This window comes from Pseudomonas sp. LBUM1670, from assembly GCF_059695695.1.
Map to the genome: position 1 here is coordinate 5,740,645 of NZ_CP166783.1, position 20,401 is coordinate 5,761,045.

At 58.7% G+C, this 20,401-nt stretch carries 19 protein-coding genes; 2 read left to right on the plus strand and 17 right to left on the minus strand.

What is annotated here, in order from left to right:
• The first annotated feature begins 16 nt into the window (after nt 1-16).
• Complete coding sequence (locus ACA073_RS26310) at nt 17-646, plus strand: LysE family translocator (protein WP_497400634.1); 630 nt, start codon at nt 17-19, stop codon at nt 644-646.
• On the opposite strand, the gene ACA073_RS26315 is transcribed toward ACA073_RS26310, so the two are convergent.
• The 5 genes from ACA073_RS26315 to ACA073_RS26335 all read right to left on the minus strand — a co-directional run bounded on the left by ACA073_RS26315 (nt 647) and on the right by ACA073_RS26335 (nt 7,836).
• Nucleotides 647-2,770, minus strand: a complete 2,124-nt coding sequence (locus ACA073_RS26315; RefSeq protein WP_497400636.1) for a hypothetical protein — start codon at nt 2,768-2,770, stop codon at nt 647-649.
• The gene (locus ACA073_RS26320) at nt 2,757-3,953 is read right to left on the minus strand and encodes a DUF3142 domain-containing protein (protein WP_497400638.1); all 1,197 of its coding nucleotides are present in this window, start codon (nt 3,951-3,953) and stop codon (nt 2,757-2,759) included. Before ACA073_RS26320 ends, ACA073_RS26315 begins: the two co-directional genes overlap by 14 nt.
• Nucleotides 3,954-4,082: 129 nt before the next feature.
• Nucleotides 4,083-6,113: a pyridoxamine 5'-phosphate oxidase family protein gene (locus ACA073_RS26325; protein ID WP_497400640.1), complete on the minus strand. Its 2,031-nt coding sequence runs from the start codon at nt 6,111-6,113 to the stop codon at nt 4,083-4,085.
• 63 nt (nt 6,114-6,176) lie between these two features.
• Nucleotides 6,177-6,803 carry a glutathione S-transferase family protein gene (locus tag ACA073_RS26330; RefSeq protein ID WP_497400642.1) on the minus strand — a complete coding sequence of 209 codons (627 nt, stop codon included), beginning with the start codon at nt 6,801-6,803 and terminating at the stop codon, nt 6,177-6,179.
• A 130-nt stretch (nt 6,804-6,933) separates the two neighbouring features.
• Complete coding sequence (locus tag ACA073_RS26335; RefSeq protein ID WP_497400644.1) at nt 6,934-7,836, minus strand: LysR family transcriptional regulator; 903 nt, start codon at nt 7,834-7,836, stop codon at nt 6,934-6,936.
• Nucleotides 7,837-7,945: 109 nt separating this feature from the next.
• On the opposite strand from ACA073_RS26335, the gene ppk2 reads away from it, so the two are divergent.
• Nucleotides 7,946-8,767 (plus strand): polyphosphate kinase 2, encoded by an 822-nt coding sequence (gene ppk2 / locus ACA073_RS26340; RefSeq protein WP_497400646.1) that lies wholly within the window; start codon nt 7,946-7,948, stop codon nt 8,765-8,767.
• Nucleotides 8,768-8,837: 70 nt separating this feature from the next.
• On the opposite strand, the gene glmS is transcribed toward ppk2, so the two are convergent.
• The 12 genes from glmS to ACA073_RS26400 form a co-directional block, all read right to left on the minus strand.
• Nucleotides 8,838-10,670 (minus strand): glutamine--fructose-6-phosphate transaminase (isomerizing), encoded by a 1,833-nt coding sequence (gene glmS / locus ACA073_RS26345; RefSeq protein WP_497400648.1) that lies wholly within the window; start codon nt 10,668-10,670, stop codon nt 8,838-8,840.
• A gap of 1 nt (nt 10,671) precedes the next feature.
• A complete protein-coding gene (locus tag ACA073_RS26350; RefSeq protein ID WP_497400650.1) occupies nt 10,672-11,448 on the minus strand; it encodes a DeoR/GlpR family DNA-binding transcription regulator in 777 nt (258 codons plus the stop codon).
• Between the two features lie 214 nt (nt 11,449-11,662).
• Nucleotides 11,663-13,030, minus strand: a complete 1,368-nt coding sequence (gene glmU / locus ACA073_RS26355) for a bifunctional UDP-N-acetylglucosamine diphosphorylase/glucosamine-1-phosphate N-acetyltransferase GlmU (RefSeq protein WP_497400652.1) — start codon at nt 13,028-13,030, stop codon at nt 11,663-11,665.
• Nucleotides 13,031-13,146: 116 nt separating this feature from the next.
• Entirely contained in the window at nt 13,147-13,572 is a 426-nt protein-coding gene (locus ACA073_RS26360; protein ID WP_007969909.1) for a F0F1 ATP synthase subunit epsilon, read from the minus strand.
• A 45-nt stretch (nt 13,573-13,617) separates the two neighbouring features.
• Nucleotides 13,618-14,997: a F0F1 ATP synthase subunit beta gene (atpD, locus tag ACA073_RS26365; protein ID WP_262170939.1), complete on the minus strand. Its 1,380-nt coding sequence runs from the start codon at nt 14,995-14,997 to the stop codon at nt 13,618-13,620.
• Nucleotides 14,998-15,024: 27 nt separating this feature from the next.
• Complete coding sequence (gene atpG, locus ACA073_RS26370; protein ID WP_497400654.1) at nt 15,025-15,885, minus strand: F0F1 ATP synthase subunit gamma; 861 nt, start codon at nt 15,883-15,885, stop codon at nt 15,025-15,027.
• A 50-nt stretch (nt 15,886-15,935) separates the two neighbouring features.
• Nucleotides 15,936-17,480 (minus strand): F0F1 ATP synthase subunit alpha, encoded by a 1,545-nt coding sequence (atpA, locus tag ACA073_RS26375; RefSeq protein WP_008155713.1) that lies wholly within the window; start codon nt 17,478-17,480, stop codon nt 15,936-15,938.
• A gap of 21 nt (nt 17,481-17,501) precedes the next feature.
• Nucleotides 17,502-18,038 carry a F0F1 ATP synthase subunit delta gene (locus ACA073_RS26380; protein WP_008027533.1) on the minus strand — a complete coding sequence of 179 codons (537 nt, stop codon included), beginning with the start codon at nt 18,036-18,038 and terminating at the stop codon, nt 17,502-17,504.
• Between the two features lie 12 nt (nt 18,039-18,050).
• Nucleotides 18,051-18,521, minus strand: a complete 471-nt coding sequence (locus tag ACA073_RS26385) for a F0F1 ATP synthase subunit B (protein WP_008073637.1) — start codon at nt 18,519-18,521, stop codon at nt 18,051-18,053.
• A gap of 56 nt (nt 18,522-18,577) precedes the next feature.
• On the minus strand, nt 18,578-18,835 hold the full coding sequence (gene atpE / locus ACA073_RS26390) for a F0F1 ATP synthase subunit C (protein WP_002555987.1): 258 nt from the start codon (nt 18,833-18,835) through the stop codon (nt 18,578-18,580).
• A 133-nt stretch (nt 18,836-18,968) separates the two neighbouring features.
• Nucleotides 18,969-19,838, minus strand: coding sequence for a F0F1 ATP synthase subunit A (gene atpB / locus ACA073_RS26395; protein ID WP_497400657.1), 870 nt, complete (start codon nt 19,836-19,838; stop codon nt 18,969-18,971).
• A gap of 16 nt (nt 19,839-19,854) precedes the next feature.
• Complete coding sequence (locus ACA073_RS26400; protein ID WP_008027539.1) at nt 19,855-20,262, minus strand: F0F1 ATP synthase subunit I; 408 nt, start codon at nt 20,260-20,262, stop codon at nt 19,855-19,857.
• Nucleotides 20,263-20,401 lie beyond the last annotated feature (139 nt).

Genomic DNA, 20,401 nt, shown 5'->3' on the forward strand with positions numbered 1-20,401 from the left:
ACGAATGGGGTGCATCGTGGCAGGACTCTGGCTGTTTTTCATGGCACTGACGGTGGTTTACCTGTTGCCGGGCCCGGACATGATTCTGCTGTTACAGACCGGCGCACGTCAGGGTAAAGGGGCGGCACTGGCGACGGCGGTGGGGTTGGGCATTGCCCGGGGTTGTCACGTGGCATTGGCGGCCTTGGGGCTGGCGGCACTGTTCAAGGCTGCGCCTTGGACCTTAGATGCGGTGCGCCTGGCAGGGGCCGCGTACCTGTTGTGGATCGGCATTCAGTGCCTGCGAACCACGATGCTGCCGAACCTGAACGGTGCAGAGGCAACCTGTGGAAAACCCCGCTGGCGTGAAGCGATCCAGCGCGGATTGCTGACCAACCTGCTTAACCCCAAGGCGCTGCTGTTCTGCTCGGTGCTGTTGCCGCAGTTCATCGACCCGCACGCAGGGCCGGTGCTCGCACAATTCGCGACCCTGGGCGTGGTGCTGGTCGGTGTCGGTTTGTTGTTCGACAGCGCCTATGCGTTGGCCGGCGCCGCACTGGGCCGCTGGCTGCAACGCAGTGCTTCGGCCCAACGCTTCCAGCAATGGTTGTTTGGCAGCCTGTTGATCGGTTTTGCGCTGCGGCTGACCTTTGTTCAACAGACCTGATTACCGGCGAGCCTTGCGTTTGTGTCGATTAATCAGCAACAGCGCGAGCGCCGTAAACCCCACGACACCGCCTGTTTCCAGCCATTTTTTATATGGCCGCAGCGTCGCCCGGATCGGACTCAAGGCCTGGGTGACGTAACGTTTGTCTGCGTTCTGGAAGTCCGGATAAGGGCATCGCTCGCCGAAGAATAATGCCCAACCCACGTAGGGGCCTTCTTTGACGTAGCGTTTGTAGAAGGCACTTTTTTCTTCCTGACCAGTGTTCCACCCCGTGGCCGCGCACAAAACCGCCGCAAAAGCCTGACTGGTATGCGGCAGGTTATCAGCGGCGCGGCTGGCCAATGCATTGGCGACATAACGGTAGTGGTAACGCTGATCGGGTTGAGCAGCGCTGGCCTGCTGACGCTTGACCTCCTCTTCAGCCACTAATGGACCGACCTTGAGTTCGTTGCTTTCGAGGCTGTAATTGCCTCCGAAAGTAGCGTAGTCCGGGGACATCTCGTAGCCCAACAACTCCATTCCGTAGGAACGCGCCATCGTCGCGGCATTGAAGTAAGCGAAGGCACGTTTGCTCGGCCACCATTTCGATTCGGCGTCGTGACGCAACTCCCCGAACGACTTGGCCAATCCCTGCAATTCGGCACTGTCGAAATAGCCTGGCGCTTCGTCATAACGCTCTTCACGCAGCAGCCGCCGCCCGAGCAAATTGCGCAGTTTCGCCGCTACTGGCAATGGCACGTAATTATCACGCTCTTGCTGAGTCAGCGACGGCGGTGCCGGCACCTGAGTGTCGACGTAATGCTTGAGCTCATCGACGGTCAGCACACGCTCGGCGACGGTCGCGGCGTCGAGCCAGTAAATGTCGTTGCTGCGATAGAGCTGATCGAACGCTTGCAGATAATCCCCGCGTTGCAGGGCCAGAATTGCGCTCTCGCCTTCGACCCGGCATTTGGGCTGAAGCGTTTCGAAATCGTAGTCCGGCGTTCGCCGCTCACCCCAGGATTCATTCTGCGGAAAGGCCTGAGCCGCCTTGGCATACGCCGCGGCGGCAGCAGTTTTATCGCCCTCGCGCATCGCCAGTTTCGCCCGCAGCCACCACGCCAGGCCACTGTCGCCAGCGTGTTCCAGGAAAGCCTTGGCGCTGGCGTAGTCGCCCTGTTGATAATTCATCGCCGCCAGTCGATCGGCGTAATCCAGACTGCCGCGGGTGCTGGCCTGCAGCAATTTGATCAACTTTTGTTCGGCGGGAGGTTGTTCACCAAATGACCAACCCAACCGGCTGATCAAGGATGCCGTGACCAGTTGCTGCACCGGTTTGCCTTTTAGCAACGCGGCCAGTTGATCGTCAGGCATCGCCGCCAGATCGGCCACCAACAGTTTCAGTGAGGAGTAGCCCACCGCTGAACCGTGAAGGTTTTGCGTGGCATAGAGCTCAATGGCACGGTTCCAGTCACCCGCCGTGCGCGCCACTCGTGCTTCTTCGCCGAGGCTGGCGACGCCCAGTTCCAGCGTGTCGCTGAAGCCATCGATGCTCAGTTGCCGGGCCTGTTCGAAGGCCGTGCGCGCCTGCGCCAGCAGGTCGGGCGTTGCGTCCGCTCCGGCGCTCATGGCAAACAGCGCACGGCCCAGCGAGTACGCGGCCCAGGTGCTGCGCAACGCGCGCTGATCTGCGGGTAGCGCCAGCACTTTCTGGAAGTACTCGGCGGCCAATCCGTGGTCACCCGCGTTGAACGCCACGGCACCCGCCAGATACAGCCTGAGTTCGGTCGGCAGGCTCGCGCCCAGTGCTTCAACCTGATGCGCATCGGTCAAACTGCGCAACTGCTTTACCTGCGCTTGCTGCTCCACGGTCAAACCAGCCTGCTCGGCCTTGTCCCGTTGCTCGGCATAGTCGGGCGCATCCATGCTGCTGTAGACGACTTCGGTGACGTTCTTCAGACCCGCCATCGCATGCCCGAGACGATTGATCTCGAACTTGAAATTGCCTTCCGGCAGCTCCGCCAGCGACTGACTCCGGTTGTCGAGCAGGCGCATGGGGAAATCCGGCCCGCAGGCCACTGCCGAACCCAGCGGCAAACTGAGGCTCAGGCAGAGCAAATGGCGGGGCCAGTTACGGGTGAACATTCGAACCTCCTTGATCAATGTGTGTGCAGCGCGCCCAACCGATGGCGCGCTGCCCGCCGGCCGGAATCCGACCGTCGCGCAGGCGGGTGAAGGTAAGCAGATCCGGGCGCTGTTGCAACGCATAACCGGCCAGGGCATCGGCGCCGTCACAGCCCTGCACCGCAAGTGTCAGACGCTCGGGCCAGGCGTTGTCGAGGTTGCCTTGATTGCTGATGCTGACGTCATAGAGGCCATCCTGGGCCGAGAGTTTCAGCGTCAGGCGACTGTCGAGGACGTCGCCGCGGGCTACGGCGCCCAAGGTCGTCAGGCTCCAGGCCCGGCGATCATTGGCCAATGGCAGGCGAAACCAGATCAGCCCGGCCAGATGAGCCGGTGGATCGTTGCGTAATTCAGTGGCAAGTGTGCGCATTTGTTGCGGATCGGCCAGCAGTTCCCGTCGCTCACCGCCACGTTCAACCGGCACCTCGCTTTCCACCAGCGGTGCGCCTCTCGCCTGCGGCAACAACGCCACGCCATAGGCCGGCAGCGCCAGATAAAAAGGTTTCAAAGTGATGCGGCTCCAGGCCCTCGCCCATTTTTTGGCCTGATCCGGGTCAAACAAGCCCCTACGCGGGTCACTCACCGCATGCACCTGCAACACGCTGCTATCGACTGAGGATAACAACGCCGGCAGTTCGGGACTTTCGAGCCAGGCGGGTAATGCGGTAATACTCAGCCGTAAAGAGGCCGGCAGAATCGCGCGCAAATCCGTGAGAAATTTCCGATACGCCGGTAGCCGAGCGCTGCCCGCGTCGTGGTCGATTTCCACACCGGCGAGGATCAGCCCCTGCCCTTGCCAATCGCTGAGCACCTGGCGAATCTGCGCGTTGATTTCATTCTGATCCAGCGACTTGAGCTGGCCATCGAGACGAATCACCGCAATCAGCGGCCGGCCATCCTGTTTGAGCAGCACCGGGTCGATTCGCGCCCGGCTCCAACCCGCCTGTGGAAATGTCTGCAAGGCCAGCACCCGCAGAGTGGAAAAGTCCGCGTGGCTGTCCCTGAGTGCGGCTTCGTGGGCCGGCGTCCATTGCCGTTGCCAGATGTAGAGCTGCTGATCGAGCGGCGGCGCGTCCTGTCGTTCGCAACCGGTAAACAACGTCACCATCACCAGCAAGCTCGACAGGCGAGCAAGAAAAACCATAAAACTCCTAAGGCTGAATCTCATCTTGTAGGAGCGAGGCTTGCCCGCGAAGGCGTCCTAAACTCCGCCAAAAGCTTCGCGGGCAAGCCTCGCTCCTACACACGCAGCCACGCAGGCTCGTCCCAGATGCTACAGGTCGAGCACCAAAGGCTGCGAGCCCTGCGCCGGAATCGCACAACAAATCAGCACATGTCCGTCGTCCGGCACTTCCGCAGGCGGCTGTGGATAATTCACCTGGCCGCTGACCAAGCGAGTCTTGCAGGTCCCGCAGGAACCGCCGCGGCAACTGAATTCCGGACGCAAGCCACGGCTTTCCGCCAACTCCAGCAAACTGCCGCCATCGGGTTGCCAGCGGGCTTCTTTGGCCGAGCGCTGAAACACCACCGGCACCGAGGTGGTTGCGGCGGGCGGTTGCTCGATGACCACCGCATCGGGGTCCGGCTGGCGACGCAAGGTCGACGGGCCGAAAGTCTCGGCGTGAATCCGGCTGTCACGGATGTCCAGTTCCCGAAGGCTGTCGTACAGCCCTTGGGTAAAACTGCCCGGGCCGCAGAGGACAAAATCCAGCTGATCGTAGTCCTCCACTTCAAGGATGGTCTTGAGCAGTGCCGTGTCGATTCGTCCAGTCAGATCGAAATCTTCACCCTCCAGCAGCCCGGCTTCCGGCTGACTGAGCAGACGCAACACCCGCACCGCCTCACCCGCACTCTCGAGCAAGCGATCCAGCTCAGGACGAAACGGTTGATCGGCCAGCGTGCGTGAACTCTGGAAAAACCATGTAGGCCGAATGTACCGGGTGCGCAGGCCTTGATACACCACCTCCCGCACCATCGACAGCAGCGGCGTAATGCCGACCCCGGCCGCCAGCAACACCAGCGGCCGACGTTCATGGGTTGCCACGGTGAAGTGCCCTTGAGGCGCGCGGGCTTCCAGCAGATCACCCACACGAACCTGCTCATGCAGGTGCGAAGACACCAGCCCTTCACGCTTCACACTGATGCGAAAAAAATCATCGGACGGCGCGCTCGACAGGCTGTAAGTGCGGATATGCACTTCACCGCCAATGTTGAATCGCAGCGGCAAATGCTGCCCGGCCTGAAACACCGGCAACCCCGCGTCGTCGGCGGGTTCCAGATAGATCGAACGGATGTTGTGGCTTTCCGCTTCGATCCGCGCCACCCGCAGCGGCCGCCAACGATCACCCAGGGCCTGGGCTTGCAGACGGGCGCTGGCCTGCTCCCATGTGCCGGTCATCAAACTGTTGGGTGATACACCGTCGAAGCGCCAACGCAAAGCCAACGCTGCCGGCCGACGCACCACCTGCTCCACCTCGAATGTCCACAGACGCTCGGCGCCTTGAAAGGCTTCGACCTGAGGGCCTTCAAGGATGATGTCGGTGCGCCCGCTGAGGTGCAGCAGATCGCCCGAATTGAAATCAATAAACAGCAAACCCGCCCGGGGATTGATCAGCAGGTTGCCCAAGGTATTGAAGAACAGGTTGCCGGCGAAGTCGGGGATGGTCAGGCGATTACCTTCCACCTGTACGAAACCGGACTGGCCGCCTCGGTGCGAAACGTCCACTGAGCGCTGGCCATCGACATCCACATAACTGGCGACGAAGAAGGTGTCGGCTCCAGCGATCATGGCTTTGGCCGCGTCATCCAGGCCATTAAGGTGCTGAGCGATACGCGTCGCAGGATCCGCCAGCGGCACCGAGCGAAACTGCCGCAATTGAATGTATTGCGGGCAGTTGCCGAAGGACTGTTCGACCGTTACATCAAAGCCCTTCCCCGTCACTGCGCTGACGCGACCATTGAGACGGTTGCGCCGCCGCGTATGCAGTTCAATCCCCAGCAACCCGATCGCCGCGCCATCGGTCAATTGCGCAGGATCATCCGCCCCCGGCAAGCTGTTGAACAGCAGCGCACCCGGCTCCGGCGAGTGAGCGAAGCCCGGTGGCCCTTCAAGAATGCTGGCCCATGGATTGCCGTCGGCGTCCACCGCGCCGAACAGCATGAACGGCAGCTGCTCATAGAATGTGCGGTGCTGGTCCGGCATCTCAGTGCGAACCACCCTACGACCCAACGTCTCCATTCGCTCGGCAACACCGACGTGTGCCTGCAACTGTTTCTCGCCAGCATGCCAAGGTGAACGGTCCATAACAGCTTCTCCCCTGCGCGACAGGCACAGTGTGGACGACCCGACAATGCCGGGCCGCAAGTATCAGGCAGTTTTTTGCAGGCCGGCGACGGTACGCGGCATACCGACAAAACCGGGCAGGGCTTCGATACGCGCCAACCAGGCTCGCACGTTGGCGTAGTCCTCGAGCGACACATTGCCTTCGGGCGCATGAGCGATGTAGCTGTACGCCGCGACGTCGGCAATGGTGGGTTCGCTGCCGGTCAGATAAGCCGAACCAGCCAGCTCGTGATCAATCAGTTTTAGCCAGGTGTGGGCGTAAGCGATCGTCTCGTCAGCGTTATAAGGGGCGCCAAACACCGTGATCAGCCTTGCTCTGCCCGGACCAAAGGCAATCGGACCGGCCGCGACTGACAACCAGCGCTGAACCTTCGCCGCGCCGACGGGATCGGCTGGCAGCCAGCGGCCGTTGCCGTACTTTTGCGCCAGGTAAACCAGAATCGCATTGGAATCAGTCAGCACCACGCCTTGATCGTCGATGGCGGGAACCTGCCCGAACGGGTTAATCGCCAGGTAGTCCGGCTGTTTGTGCTCGCCCTTGGCCAGATCGACAAAGATCAGCTCGGTCGGCAGTTGCAGCAGGGACAGCATCAGTTCCACACGGTGAGCATGGCCGGAACGCGGGAAGTTGTAGAGTTTGATCGCTTGCATGGTCGACTCCGCTGAGTGGTGGCGCCGTTCAGGACAGATCAGCACCAATGGCCGCTATCTTCCACCCGCGACCAAAACAACAGAATAACCAGCAAATGCAATCCATTATTTCAGCCTGCGCAATAAACGCTCAGTCCTGCAAGGCCGGGTGTTCCCGCAGCGCTTTCACCGTGAAGTCCACAAAGCTGCGAATCCGTGTCGGGGCATTGCGTCCGCCCTGATACACCACATGGATGGGCAATGGCGGCAGTTCGAAGTCGGCGAGTACGATTTCCAGCTCTCCGGCCTCGACTTTGCTGGCGACCTGATAAGACAGGACGCGGGTGTATCCCAGCCCGAGGCTCGCGGCGGTAATGGCGGCCTGATTCGCCGTCACCACCAGGCGCGGTTCCGGTCGAACGTTCAGCGGCTCTCCGGCTTCAAGGAAGGGCCAGTTTCTCAGCTGACCGATAGAAGATGTTGCGATCACCGGGGCCTTGGTCAGGTCCTGAGGATGCCGAGGTCGACCGTTAGCCGTCAGAAAATCCGGAGAAGCACAAATCACCCGCCGCACTTCACCGACACGGATCGCGTGCTGATTGCTGTCGGGCAACTCACCGATGCGCACCGCCACATCAATCCCCTCCTCGACCATGCTCACCACTCGATCAACCAGCAACCCATTGATGCAGACTTCCGGAAACTGCGTCAGATAACTCACCATCACCGGCGTGACAAACAACTCGCCAAACAACACCGGCGCCGTGATTGTCAGTTGCCCACGAGGCTCTGCGTGACTGCCCGCCGCCGAATCCTCCGCTTCCTGCACCTCGGCGAGAATTCTCCGACAGTCTTCAAGATACCGCTGACCCGCTTCGCTCAAATGCACACTGCGGGTGGTGCGCGTCAGCAGCAACGTGCCGATGCGTTTTTCCAGCGCGGCCACTGCACGGGTGACACTGGCGGCCGACAGACCCAAACGCCGCGCCGCCGCCGAGAAGCCTTGCTCCTGGGCGACGGCGGCGAAGACCTGCATTTCCTGGAATCGGTCCACTGGGCATGCCTCAATTCAGAAAAAAAATCGCGACCGTCAGGCTGCGAGTTCAATACGGCGTCCAAAACGACCTAGTCTGACATGACCGGGAATTAGTGAGGCCTTGGTCATGAAAAAGGACAAGAAACAGGTACAAAAGCAGCAAATGGCTGACAGCTCGAAAATGAATAACAAAGACTACCTGAAAGCGCTACGCGAACTGCACGTCGAAACCGTCAAGCTGCAGGAGTGGGTGCGGCACAAGGGCATCAAGGTGTGCATCGTTTTTGAGGGCCGCGATGGGGCCGGAAAGGGAGGGACAATCAAGGCGCTGACCGAACGGGTAAGCCCGCGTATTTTTCGGGTGATAGCGTTGACCGCGCCTACCGATCGCGAGAAAAGCCAGATGTATGTGCAACGCTACCTGCCGCACCTGCCTGCGGCTGGCGAAGTGGTGATCTTCGACCGCAGTTGGTACAACCGTGCGGGCGTGGAGCGGGTGATGGGGTTCTGCACCAAAGACCAGGTCGCCCGTTTCCTGAAATCTATCCCTCTGGTGGAACGCGCAATCGTCGATTCGGGCATCATCCTGATCAAGTATTGGTTAGAGGTCAGCCAGGAGGAACAGACACGACGGCTTCAGGCTCGCATCAAGGACGGACGTAAAATCTGGAAGCTGACCGGCATGGACCTCAAGTCATATAGCCGCTGGTACGACTATTCGCGCGCACGTGACGACATGTTCAAGATGACCGACACCGACCATGCGCCGTGGTTTGTGGCCAACTCGAATGACAAGCGACGGGCTCGTCTGAACATCATCACCGACCTGCTCAGTCGCATTCCCTATGAGGATGTTCCAAGGGAGGCCGTGACGTTGCCCAAGCGCCAAAAGCCGGGTGACTATCGAGAACCGAATTATCCACTGAGGTTGATTGCGGAAAAATTCTGAGGTGAATGTAAAAGGGGCAAGGTCCCTGTCAATGACAGTGACCTCGCCCCTCGCTTCAGCTGTGGATAACTTATTCCACAGTGACTGACTTCGCCAGATTACGCGGCTGGTCCACGTCTGTGCCTTTGAGCACGGCCACGTAGTACGAGAGCAACTGCAGCGGAATGGTGTAGAGGATCGGCGACAGGATGTCGTGGATGTGCGGCATGTGCACAACATGGGTGCCTTCGCCGTTGGTCATGCCGGCCTTCTCGTCGGCGAAGACGACCAGTTGGCCGCCACGGGCGCGGACTTCCTGGAGGTTGGACTTCAACTTCTCCAGCAGCTCGTTGTTTGGCGCCACGGTCACGACGGGCATGTCGTTATCCACAAGCGCCAACGGGCCGTGCTTCAGTTCGCCAGCCGGGTAGGCTTCGGCGTGGATGTAGGAGATTTCCTTGAGCTTGAGTGCCCCTTCCATCGCCACCGGGAACTGCGCGCCACGACCGAGGAACAGCGTGTGGTTCTTCTCGGCAAACAGCTCGGCGATTTTCTCCACGGTGCCGTCCATGGCCAAGGCTTCACCCAGACGGGTTGGCAGGCGACGCAGTTCTTCAACAAGAGTGGCTTCAACACCTTTGGCCAGCGTGCCGCGAACCTGACCCAGGGACAAGGTCAACAACAGCAGGCCGACCAACTGAGTGGTGAAGGCTTTAGTGGAGGCCACGCCGATTTCGCGACCGGCCTGAGTCAGCAAAGTCAGGTCGGATTCACGCACCAGCGAGCTGATGCCGACGTTGCAGATGGCCAGACTGGCGAGGAAGCCCAGTTCCTTGGCGTTGCGCAACGCAGCCAGCGTGTCGGCGGTTTCGCCGGACTGGGAAATCGTCACGAACAGGGTGTCGGGCTGCACCACCACTTTGCGGTAGCGGAATTCGCTGGCGACTTCGACCTGGCACGGAATGCCGGCCAGCTCCTCCAGCCAGTAACGGGCAACCATGCCGGCGTGATAGCTGGTGCCGCACGCGACGATCTGCACGTTACGCACTTTGGCGAACAGCTCGGCGGCCTGTGGACCAAACGCCTGCACCAGCACACCGTTCGGGCTCAGGCGACCTTCGAGGGTGCGCTGCACAACGGCCGGTTGTTCGTGGATTTCCTTGAGCATGAAGTGGCGGAATTCGCCTTTGTCAGCCGCTTCGGCGCCATCACGATACTGCACGGTTTCACGTGTGACGGCATTGCCGCTGATGTCCCAGATCTGCACGCTATCACGACGAATTTCGGCGATATCGCCTTCTTCCAGGTACATGAAGCGGTCAGTGACCTGACGCAGGGCCAACTGGTCGGAAGCGAGGAAGTTTTCCCCCAGACCCAGACCGATCACCAACGGGCTGCCGCTGCGGGCAGCGATCACGCGATCCGGTTGATCGGCGCTGATCACGGCCAGACCGTAGGCACCATGCAGCTCTTTAACGGTAGCCTTGAGGGCTACGGTCAAATCGTGCAGATCCTTGAGTTTGTGGTTCAGCAGGTGGGCAATGACTTCGGTGTCGGTGTCCGAGGTGAACACGTAGCCCAGCGCTTTGAGTTGTTCGCGCAGGGCTTCGTGGTTCTCGATGATGCCGTTGTGCACCACGGCCAGATCACCGGAGAAATGCGGGTGCGCATTACGCTCGCACGGCGCACCGTGTGTGGCCCAGCGAGTGTGAGCGATACCGAGGCGACCGATCAGTGGCTCGGCTTCAAGCGCCTGTTCCAGTTCGCTGACTTTGCCTGGACGACGCATGCGCTCAAGCTTTGCGTCATTGGTGAAGACCGCCACACCGGCGCTGTCATAGCCACGGTATTCCAGGCGTTTGAGGCCTTCGAGCAGGATGGCGGTGATGTTACGTTCTGCGACTGCGCCGACAATTCCACACATGCTATTTCTCCTGACTGACAGCCGCGCAAATCAAAGTGATATCGCGGGCCTGAATCTGATCACGTGCTTCTTGCGGCAGGCGATCATCGGTAATAAGGGTATGGACACTGCTCCAGGGCAGTTCCAGGTTAGGAATCTTGCGGCCGATCTTATCGGACTCCACCATCACGATCACTTCGCGAGCGACATCCGCCATGACGCGGCTGAGTCCCAGCAATTCATTGAAGGTGGTGGTACCGCGCACCAGGTCGATGCCATCGGCACCGATGAACAACTGGTCGAAATCGTATGAGCGTAAAACCTGCTCAGCGACCTGCCCCTGAAAGGATTCGGAATGCGGATCCCAGGTGCCGCCCGTCATCAACAGCACCGGTTCGTGCTCGAGTTCGCTCAGGGCGTTGGCGACGTGCAGCGAATTGGTCATCACCACCAGACCCGGTTGTTGACCCAGTTCAGGGATCATCGCAGCGGTGGTACTGCCGCTGTCGATAATGATCCGTGCATGCTCGCGAATCCGCGTAACAGCAGCACGGGCAATGGCCTGCTTGTATCTGGAAACTGTCTGACCGATGTCGGCTACCAGTTCCTGAGGCATGGTGATCGCTCCACCATAACGGCGCAGCAACAAGCCATTGCTTTCGAGTGCTGCCAGATCCTTGCGAATCGTAACTTCCGAAGTTTCGAAGCTTTTGGCCAGCTCATCCACACTGACTTCGCCCTGCTCATTGAGCAAGGCGAGGATATTGTGGCGGCGTTGCGGCGTATTGCGTTTCGACATGGCTTGGTAAGTTTCGATTCGAAAGATAACGGAAGCAATCAAAACCTATTGTCGAAACTTCGTCAAGCGGGACGCGACAAAAAGAACTGTGGATAACCTGTAGGAGCGAGCTTGCTCGCGAAAAGCTTAAGGACGGCAGGTTTTCCAGAGGGAAAACGCGTAATCGTTCACGTCCATCGCGAGCGAGCTCGCTCCTACAGGGTCTGTGGACAACTTACGTTTTCTTGATCTTTTCCGGCCGCTTCCAGCCGTTGATATTCTTCTGACGTGCACGACCGACCGCCAACTGCGCGTTATCCACATTCTGCGTAATGGTCGATCCGGCGGCGGTGGTTGCACCGTTAGAGATATCCACAGGCGCCACCAACGAGTTGTTGGAACCGATAAATACATCTTCACCCAATACGGTTTTCCATTTGTTGACGCCGTCATAGTTGCAGGTAATGGTGCCCGCTCCGATGTTGGTACGCGCGCCGATCTCGGCATCGCCCAGGTAGGTCAGGTGACCGGCCTTGGCGCCTTCGCCCATATGCGCGTTTTTCAGCTCGACAAAGTTACCCACATGGGCGCGAGCCTCCAGCACGGTGCCGGGACGCAGACGGGCGAACGGGCCGGCATCGCTGCCTTCGCCGAGAATTGCACCTTCGATGTGGCTGTTCGCCTTAATCACCACGCCTTTACGCAAGGTGCTGTCCTTGATCACGCAGTTCGGGCCGATCACCACGTCGTCTTCGATGACAACGTTGCCTTCGAGGATCACGTTGATGTCGATCAGCACATCGCGGCCGACGGTGACTTCACCGCGCACATCGAAACGCGCCGGGTCGCGCAAGGTCACGCCTTGCGCCATCAAACGGCGTCCCGCGCGCAGTTGATAGTGACGCTCGAGTTCGGAGAGCTGCTTGCGATCGTTGGCGCCCTGCACTTCCATCGCATCGTGAGGGTGCTCGGTCGCCACCACCAGACCATCGCTGACCGCCATGGCAATCACGTCGGTCAGGTAGTACTCACCCTGGGCGTTGTTGTTGGAGAGACGACTCATCCAGCCGCCCAACTGCGCGAAAGGCAGCGCCAGAATGCCGGTATTGCCTTCGGTGATCGCGCGCTCGGCATCGCTGGCGTCTTTCTGCTCGACGATCGCCGTGACCTTGCCGGCAGCATCGCGGACGATGCGGCCATAGCCGGTCGGGTCGTCCAGTTCGACGGTCAGCAAGCCCAGTTGCTGCGGTGCAACCTGCTTGAGCAGGCGCTGAAGGGTCTCGACTTCGATCAACGGCACGTCGCCGTAGAGAATCAAAACGGTATCGGACTTAATGAATGGCACTGCTTGAGCAACCGCGTGGCCAGTACCCAGCTGTTTGTCCTGCAGGACGAAATTCAGATCATCCGCCGCCAGACGCTCACGAACGGCGTCGGCACCATGACCAATCACCACGTGGATGCGCTGTGGATCAAGTTGCCGCGCGCTGTGGATAACATGGCCAAGCATCGAGTTGCCGGCAATCGGATGCAGAACTTTCGGCAGCGCCGAACGCATGCGAGTGCCTTGACCAGCAGCGAGGATAACGATTTCAAGAGACATGACTGGCTACCAATCCTGGATGGTCAGCGTCTGCGACCAGATGATGAAAGTCTGAAAAGAAAAAAGGGTAGCCGAGGCTACCCTTTTTAATCAATCGCGCAACAAGTGACAGCCTGTTAGTGGCCGAACTTCTTGCGGATCTGCTGGACGGTGCGCAGCTGAGCTGCAGCCTCGGCCAGACGTGCGGCAGCAGAACCGTAATCGAATTCCGCGCCCCGCTCATGCAAGGCCTTCTCGGCAGCCTTAACGGCTTCCTGAGCGGAGGCTTCGTCCAGGTCGGCAGCACGTTGCACGGTGTCGGCAAGAACCTTGACCATGTTCGGCTGAACCTCGAGGAAACCACCGGAGATGTAATAAACCTCCTCTTCCCCACCCTGCTTGACCAGGCGGATCGGGCCCGGCTTTAGATTAGTGATCAGCGGCGCGTGACCCAGGGCGATACCAAGATCACCCAGTGCACCGTGCGCAATCACCATCTCGACCAGACCGGAAAAGATTTCTCCTTCCGCGCTGACGATATCGCAATGGACTGTCATAGCCATCTGATTGCCTCAACCTAAATTAGCGCCCGTTGCCGGGCGCCGGGATTACAGTTTCTTGGCTTTCTCGATCGCTTCTTCGATGCCGCCGACCATGTAGAACGCTTGTTCTGGCAGGTGGTCGTAGTCACCGTTGAGGATGCCTTTGAAGCCAGCAATGGTGTCTTTCAGGGAAACGTATTTACCCGAAGCACCGGTGAAGACTTCAGCCACGAAGAACGGCTGCGACAAGAAACGCTGGATCTTACGAGCACGGTTTACCAACTGCTTGTCGGCTTCCGACAGCTCGTCCATACCCAGGATCGCAATGATGTCCTTCAGTTCTTTGTAACGCTGCAGAACATACTGAACACCGCGAGCGGTGTCGTAGTGGTCCTGGCCGATCACGTTCGGGTCCAACTGGCGCGAAGTCGAGTCGAGTGGATCGACCGCCGGGTAGATACCCAGGGAAGCGATGTCACGGGACAGAACGACGGTGGCGTCCAAGTGGGCGAAGGTGGTCGCTGGCGACGGGTCAGTCAAGTCATCCGCAGGTACGTATACCGCCTGGATCGAGGTGATCGAACCGTTTTTGGTCGAAGTGATACGCTCTTGCAGAGTACCCATCTCTTCGGCCAGGGTCGGCTGGTAACCTACTGCGGAAGGCATACGGCCCAGCAGTGCGGATACTTCAGTACCGGCCAGGGTGTAACGATAGATGTTGTCGACGAACAGCAGAACGTCGTTACCTTCGTCACGGAACTTCTCGGCCATGGTCAGGCCGGTCAGTGCTACGCGCAGACGGTTACCCGGCGGCTCGTTCATCTGACCGTAAACCAGTGCCACTTTGTCCAGAACGTTGGAATCCTTCATCTCGTGGTAGAAGTCGTTACCCTCACGGGTACGCTCACCCACACCGGCGAACACGGAATAACCGCTGTGCTCGATGGCGATGTTACGGATCAGTTCCATCATGTTTACGGTTTTGCCTACACCGGCACCACCGAACAGACCGACTTTACCACCCTTGGCGAACGGGCAAACCAGGTCGATAACCTTGATGCCGGTTTCCAGCAGGTCGTTGCCGCCCGCTTGTTCAGCGAAGGTTGGCGCAGGACGGTGAATGCCCCAGCGCTCTTCGGTGTCGATCGGGCCAGCTTCGTCGATCGGGTTGCCCAGTACGTCCATGATCCGGCCCAGAGTCGCTTTACCGACCGGTACGGAGATGGCTGCGCCAGAGTCAGTGACTTCCAGACCGCGCTTCAAGCCCTCGGTGGAACCCATCGCAATGGTACGAACCACGCCGTCGCCCAGCTGCTGCTGAACTTCGAGAGTGGTGCCTGCATCGCTTTTTACACTCAAAGCGTTGTAGATGCTCGGTACGCTGTCGCGTGGGAATTCCACGTCGATAACGGCGCCGATGATTTGAACGATACGTCCGCTACTCATAGCTGGATCCTCTGAATATTTGAACCGTTAAACCGCGGCAGCGCCGCCGACGATTTCCGAGATCTCTTGGGTGATCGCAGCCTGACGCGCCTTGTTGTAGACCAGCTGCAAATCGCTGATCAAATCACCGGCGTTGTCGGTAGCGTTCTTCATCGCGATCATCCGCGCAGCTTGTTCAGCCGCGTTGTTCTCGACCACCGCCTGGTAGACCTGCGACTCCACGTAGCGGACCATCAAGCCGTCAAGCAGCTCTTTGGCGTCCGGTTCGTAGAGGTAGTCCCAGTGGTGCTTGAGTCCTTGATCCGGGGTTGCCACCAGTGGAATCAACTGCTCCACGGTAGGCGTTTGCGTCATGGTGTTGATGAACTTGTTGGACACCACGGACAGGCGGTCAATACGGCCGTCCAGGTAGGCATCCAGCATCACCTTGACGCTGCCGATCAGGTCATTGATCGACGGCTCTTCACCCAGGTGGCTGATAGCTGCTACGACGTTACCGCCGAAGTTGCGGAAGAAAGCCGCACCCTTGCTACCAACAACACACAGATCGATCTCGACGCCGTTTTCACGGTTTTTCGCCATGTCCTTGACCAAGGCCTTGAACAGGTTGGTGTTCAAGCCACCACACAGACCGCGGTCACTGCTCACCACAACGTAACCGACGCGCTTAACTTCACGGTCGATCATGAATGGGTGGCGATATTCCGGGTTGGCGTTGGCCAAATGACCAATAACCTGGCGGATGCGCTCCGCGTAAGGACGGCTAGCAGCCATGCGCATTTGTGCCTTGCGCATTTTACTGACCGCCACTTTTTCCATGGCGCTGGTAATCTTTTGCGTGCTTTTGATGCTCGCAATCTTACTGCGAATCTCTTTTGCGCCTGCCATGTAACACCTATCAGGTTAGCAAGCGGGAGCCTTGCGGCCCCCGCTGCGGCTTACCAGGTTTGGGTGGCCTTGAACTTCTCGATACCGGCTTTCATGCCAGCGTCGATTTCGTCATTGAAGTCACCCTTCACGTTGATCTTCGCCATCAAATCGGCGTGATCGCGGTTGAAGAAAGCAATCAGCGCTTGTTCGAAGCTGCCGATCTTGGCGATTTCAACGTCAGTCAGGAACCCACGCTCAGCGGCATACAGCGACAGCGCCATGTCAGCGATCGACATTGGTGCGTATTGCTTCTGCTTCATCAGCTCGGTAACGCGCTGACCATGCTCAAGTTGCTTACGGGTCGCTTCGTCCAGGTCAGAAGCGAACTGGGCGAATGCCGCCAGTTCACGGTACTGAGCCAGAGCGGTACGGATACCACCGGAGAGCTTCTTGATGATCTTGGTCTGAGCGGCACCACCCACACGGGATACCGAAACACCGGCGTTCACTGCAGGACGGATCCCGGAGTTGAACATGGCCGATTCCAGGAAGATCTGACCGTCGGTGATGGAAATCACGTTGGTCGGAACGAACGCGGAAACGTCGCCAGCCTGGGTTTCGATGATCGGCAGTGCGGTCAGGGAACCGGTTTTGCCGGTCACTGCGCCGTTGGTGAACTTCTCTACGTATTCTTCCGAAACGCGGGATGCGCGCTCCAGCAGACGGGAGTGGAGATAGAACACGTCGCCTGGGTAAGCTTCACGGCCTGGTGGACGGCGCAGCAGCAGGGAAATCTGGCGGTAAGCCACTGCTTGCTTGGACAGATCGTCATAAACGATCAGCGCGTCTTCACCGCGGTCGCGGAAGAATTCACCCATGGTGCAACCGGAGTACGGTGCCAGGAATTGCAGTGCTGCAGATTCCGAAGCGCTCGCTGCCACGACGATGGTGTTAGCCAGTGCGCCGTTTTCTTCCAGCTTGCGAACCACGTTGGCGATGGTCGATTGTTTCTGACCGATCGCGACGTAGACGCAGAAAATGCCGCTGTTCTTCTGGTTGATGATCGCGTCGATCGCCAGAGCGGTTTTACCGATCTGACGGTCACCGATGATCAGCTCACGCTGGCCACGGCCGACAGGGATCATGGCATCGACAGCCTTGTAGCCAGTCTGTACAGGCTGGTCTACCGACTTACGCCAGATCACGCCTGGAGCAACTTTCTCGACCGCATCGGTCTCGGTGTTGTTCAGTGGACCTTTGCCGTCAACCGGGTTACCCAGTGCGTCGACTACGCGACCCAGCAGTTCCTTACCAACGGGAACTTCGAGGATGCGGCCGGTGCACTTGGCGCTCATGCCTTCAGCCAGAGACTGGTAGGAGCCCAAAACTACGGCACCTACGGAGTCTTGCTCCAGGTTGAGAGCCATACCGAAGACGCCGCCCGGAAACTCGATCATCTCGCCGTACATAACGTCGGCCAGACCGTGAATCCGCACGATACCGTCAGATACGCTGACGACAGTGCCTTCGTTACGGGCTTGGGAGGTCACATCGAGCTTGTCGATGCGGCCCTTGATAATTTCACTTATTTCGGAAGGATTGAGTTGCTGCATTGCTCTGCTGCCCCTTCAAACTCAAGATTTCAATGCTTCGGCAAGGCTCGCGAGTTTGCCGCGAACCGAGCCATCGATAACCAGGTCGCCGGCGCGGATGACAATGCCCCCAATAAGGGATTTGTCTTCCTCGACTTGCAGGCGCACTTCCCGGTTGAGTCGTGCACTGAGAACCTTGGCGAGTTTGTCTTGCTGTTCTTGGTTCAATGCAAAAGCACTGGTCACTTCAACGTCTACCGACTTCTCTTGTTCGGCCTTGTACAGGTCGAACAGAGCGGATATCTCCGGCAAAAGCGGGAGACGGTCGTTTTCGGCAACGACGTTGATGAAGTTCTGTGCCTTGGCATCAAACTTGTCGCCGCACACGTCAATAAACGTGGCGGCCTTGTCTGCGCTCGTCAGTCGCGGGGCCTTGAGCACGCGCTGCATGGTGTCGTCTTGCGACACTGCTGCAGCCAGGCCGAGCATGGCTGACCAAGAGGCCAGTTGCTGGTGGGCCTGGGCGTGCTCGAAGGCTGCCTTAGCGTAAGGTCGGGCCAACGTGGTCAATTCTGCCATGATCGCCCTCGCTTAAATTTCAGCAGCCAGTTTGTTTACCAGCTCCGCGTGCGCGTTTTGATCGATTGTGGCACCCAGGATCTTCTCGGCGCCGCCAACGGCCAGAGCACCCAGTTGGGCACGCAGCGCGTCTTTGACACTGTTCAGTTCCTGCTCGATCTCGGCCTGAGCCTGAACCTTCACACGGTCAGCGTCGAGACGGGCTTTTTCAACAGCCTCGTCAACGATCTGGTTACCGCGTTTTTTGGCTTGCTCAATGATTTCAGCTGCCTGAGCTTTCGCTTCGCGCAGTTGCTGACCCACTTTCTCATGGGCCAACTCCAGGTCGCGAGCTGCTCGGCTGGCAGCGTCCAGTCCATCCGCGATCTTCTTCTGACGTTCGTGCAAAGCCGCGATGACCGGAGGCCACACGAACTTCATGCAAAACAGTACAAAAATGAAGAACGCAACGGACTGGCCAATCAGGGTTGCATTAATGTTCACGCCAACACCTCGCTCGTTCGTTGCACATCAAACCAATCACTCGAAGGTTCGAGTGATTAGCCAGCGAGTTGACCAACGAATGGGTTCGCAAAGGTGAAGAACAGAGCGATACCAACACCGATCATGGTTACGGCGTCGAGCAGACCGGCAACGATGAACATTTTAACTTGCAGCATTGGAACCATTTCTGGCTGACGCGCTGCGCCTTCCAGGAACTTGCCGCCCAACAGGCCGAAACCAATTGCGGTACCCAGTGCGCCCAGGCCGATCAACAGTGCAACAGCGATAGCGGTTAGACCAACTACAGTTTCCATCTTTCCTCCCGACTTTTACGTCGTATGGTTTAGGTTTTTTAGATTTTAAAGCGGTAAAACAAATCGTTTCATAGCCCTGTTCGGGCACCCACTCGTTTGACCGAGTGGGACATCAGACTAGTCGAGACTGGTCTTAATGGTTCTCTTCGTGCGCCATCGACAGGTAAACGATGGTCAGCATCATGAAGATAAACGCCTGCAGGGTGATGATCAGGATGTGGAACACAGCCCACGCCCACTGCAGAACTACGCCCAGGCCGCTAAGCCAGAGCAGACCGCTGCCGAACATCACAGCGATCAGAATGAAGACCAGCTCGCCGGCGTACATGTTGCCGAACAGACGCAGCGCCAGGGAGATAGGCTTAGCGATCAGCGTCACGAACTCCAGCAGGAAGTTCACCGGAATCAGCAGGGCTTGAACGAAGATGTTCTTGCTGCCGAACGGGTGCAGGGTCAGTTCGCCGATGAAGCCGCCGATGCCCTTGACCTTGATGCTGTAGAAAATGATCAACGCGAACACCGACAGGGCCATGCCCAGGGTAGCGTTCGGGTCAGTGGTCGACACGGCACGGAACGGAATGTGCGCATCGCCAGTGATCAGCATGGCCAGCTGAGGAATCCAGTCGACCGGGATCAGGTCGACGGCGTTCATCAGGAAGACCCAGACGAAGATGGTCAGTGCCAGCGGTGCAATCACCGGGCTACGGCCATGGAAGCTGTCTTTCACGCTGCCATCGACGAATTCGACCAATACTTCAACGAAGTTCTGCAAAGCACCAGGCTGACCGGAAGTCGCCTTCTTTGCCGCCATGCGGAAAAGAAGAACGAAGATCAGACCCAAAGCGACCGACCAGCCGAGGGTATCGACGTGGAAAGCCCAGAAGCCCATTTCTTTGGCTTCTGCTGCGGTGTGGGCAAAGCCCCACCCGCCGGTTGGGTGCTGACCGAAGGTCAGGTTTTGCAAGTGGTGCTGGATATAGCCCGAAGCGGTTGTTTCTGCCATGGTTGCCTCAAACGCCCTAAGGTCTCGAAAGTCTTGTTCTCATCAGCAGGGGCGCGAACCAGCTGACCAGTTGGGTCAACACGAAGACGCCGAATACAGCTAGCGGCGCCAATGGCTTCACACCTGCGAACGTCAATGCAAAGAGCACTGCCGTCAAAATCAGTTTGCCCGCCTCGCCGGCATAAAAAGACCGGACGATGGCTTGAGCTGCTCGGGCGCCGGAAAACCGAAATGCCCTGTGAGCGAAATAAACATTGGGCAGCAAGGCTATCAGGCCTCCGCAGAGTCCCGAGTACCCGGCAACGACTCCGTGCCATTGCCAGAGCGCCAAAGCGGCGATCAGCAGAACGACAAACTGAGCCATCAACACCGGAAAAACTGCCAGGCGATGGAACGGCAAGCGGTTTGGCGTGCGGGTTTCCATCACTATTGCTCTCCAATGGTCGGCTGCCAGAATTCAATAACTTGGCATAATTTGTGCCGACAAAATGCGCGCAGAGTATAGGGGCGGTTCTGCCCCTATTCAACTGTCAGGTAGTGATTTCCGACTGCACGCTACAAGG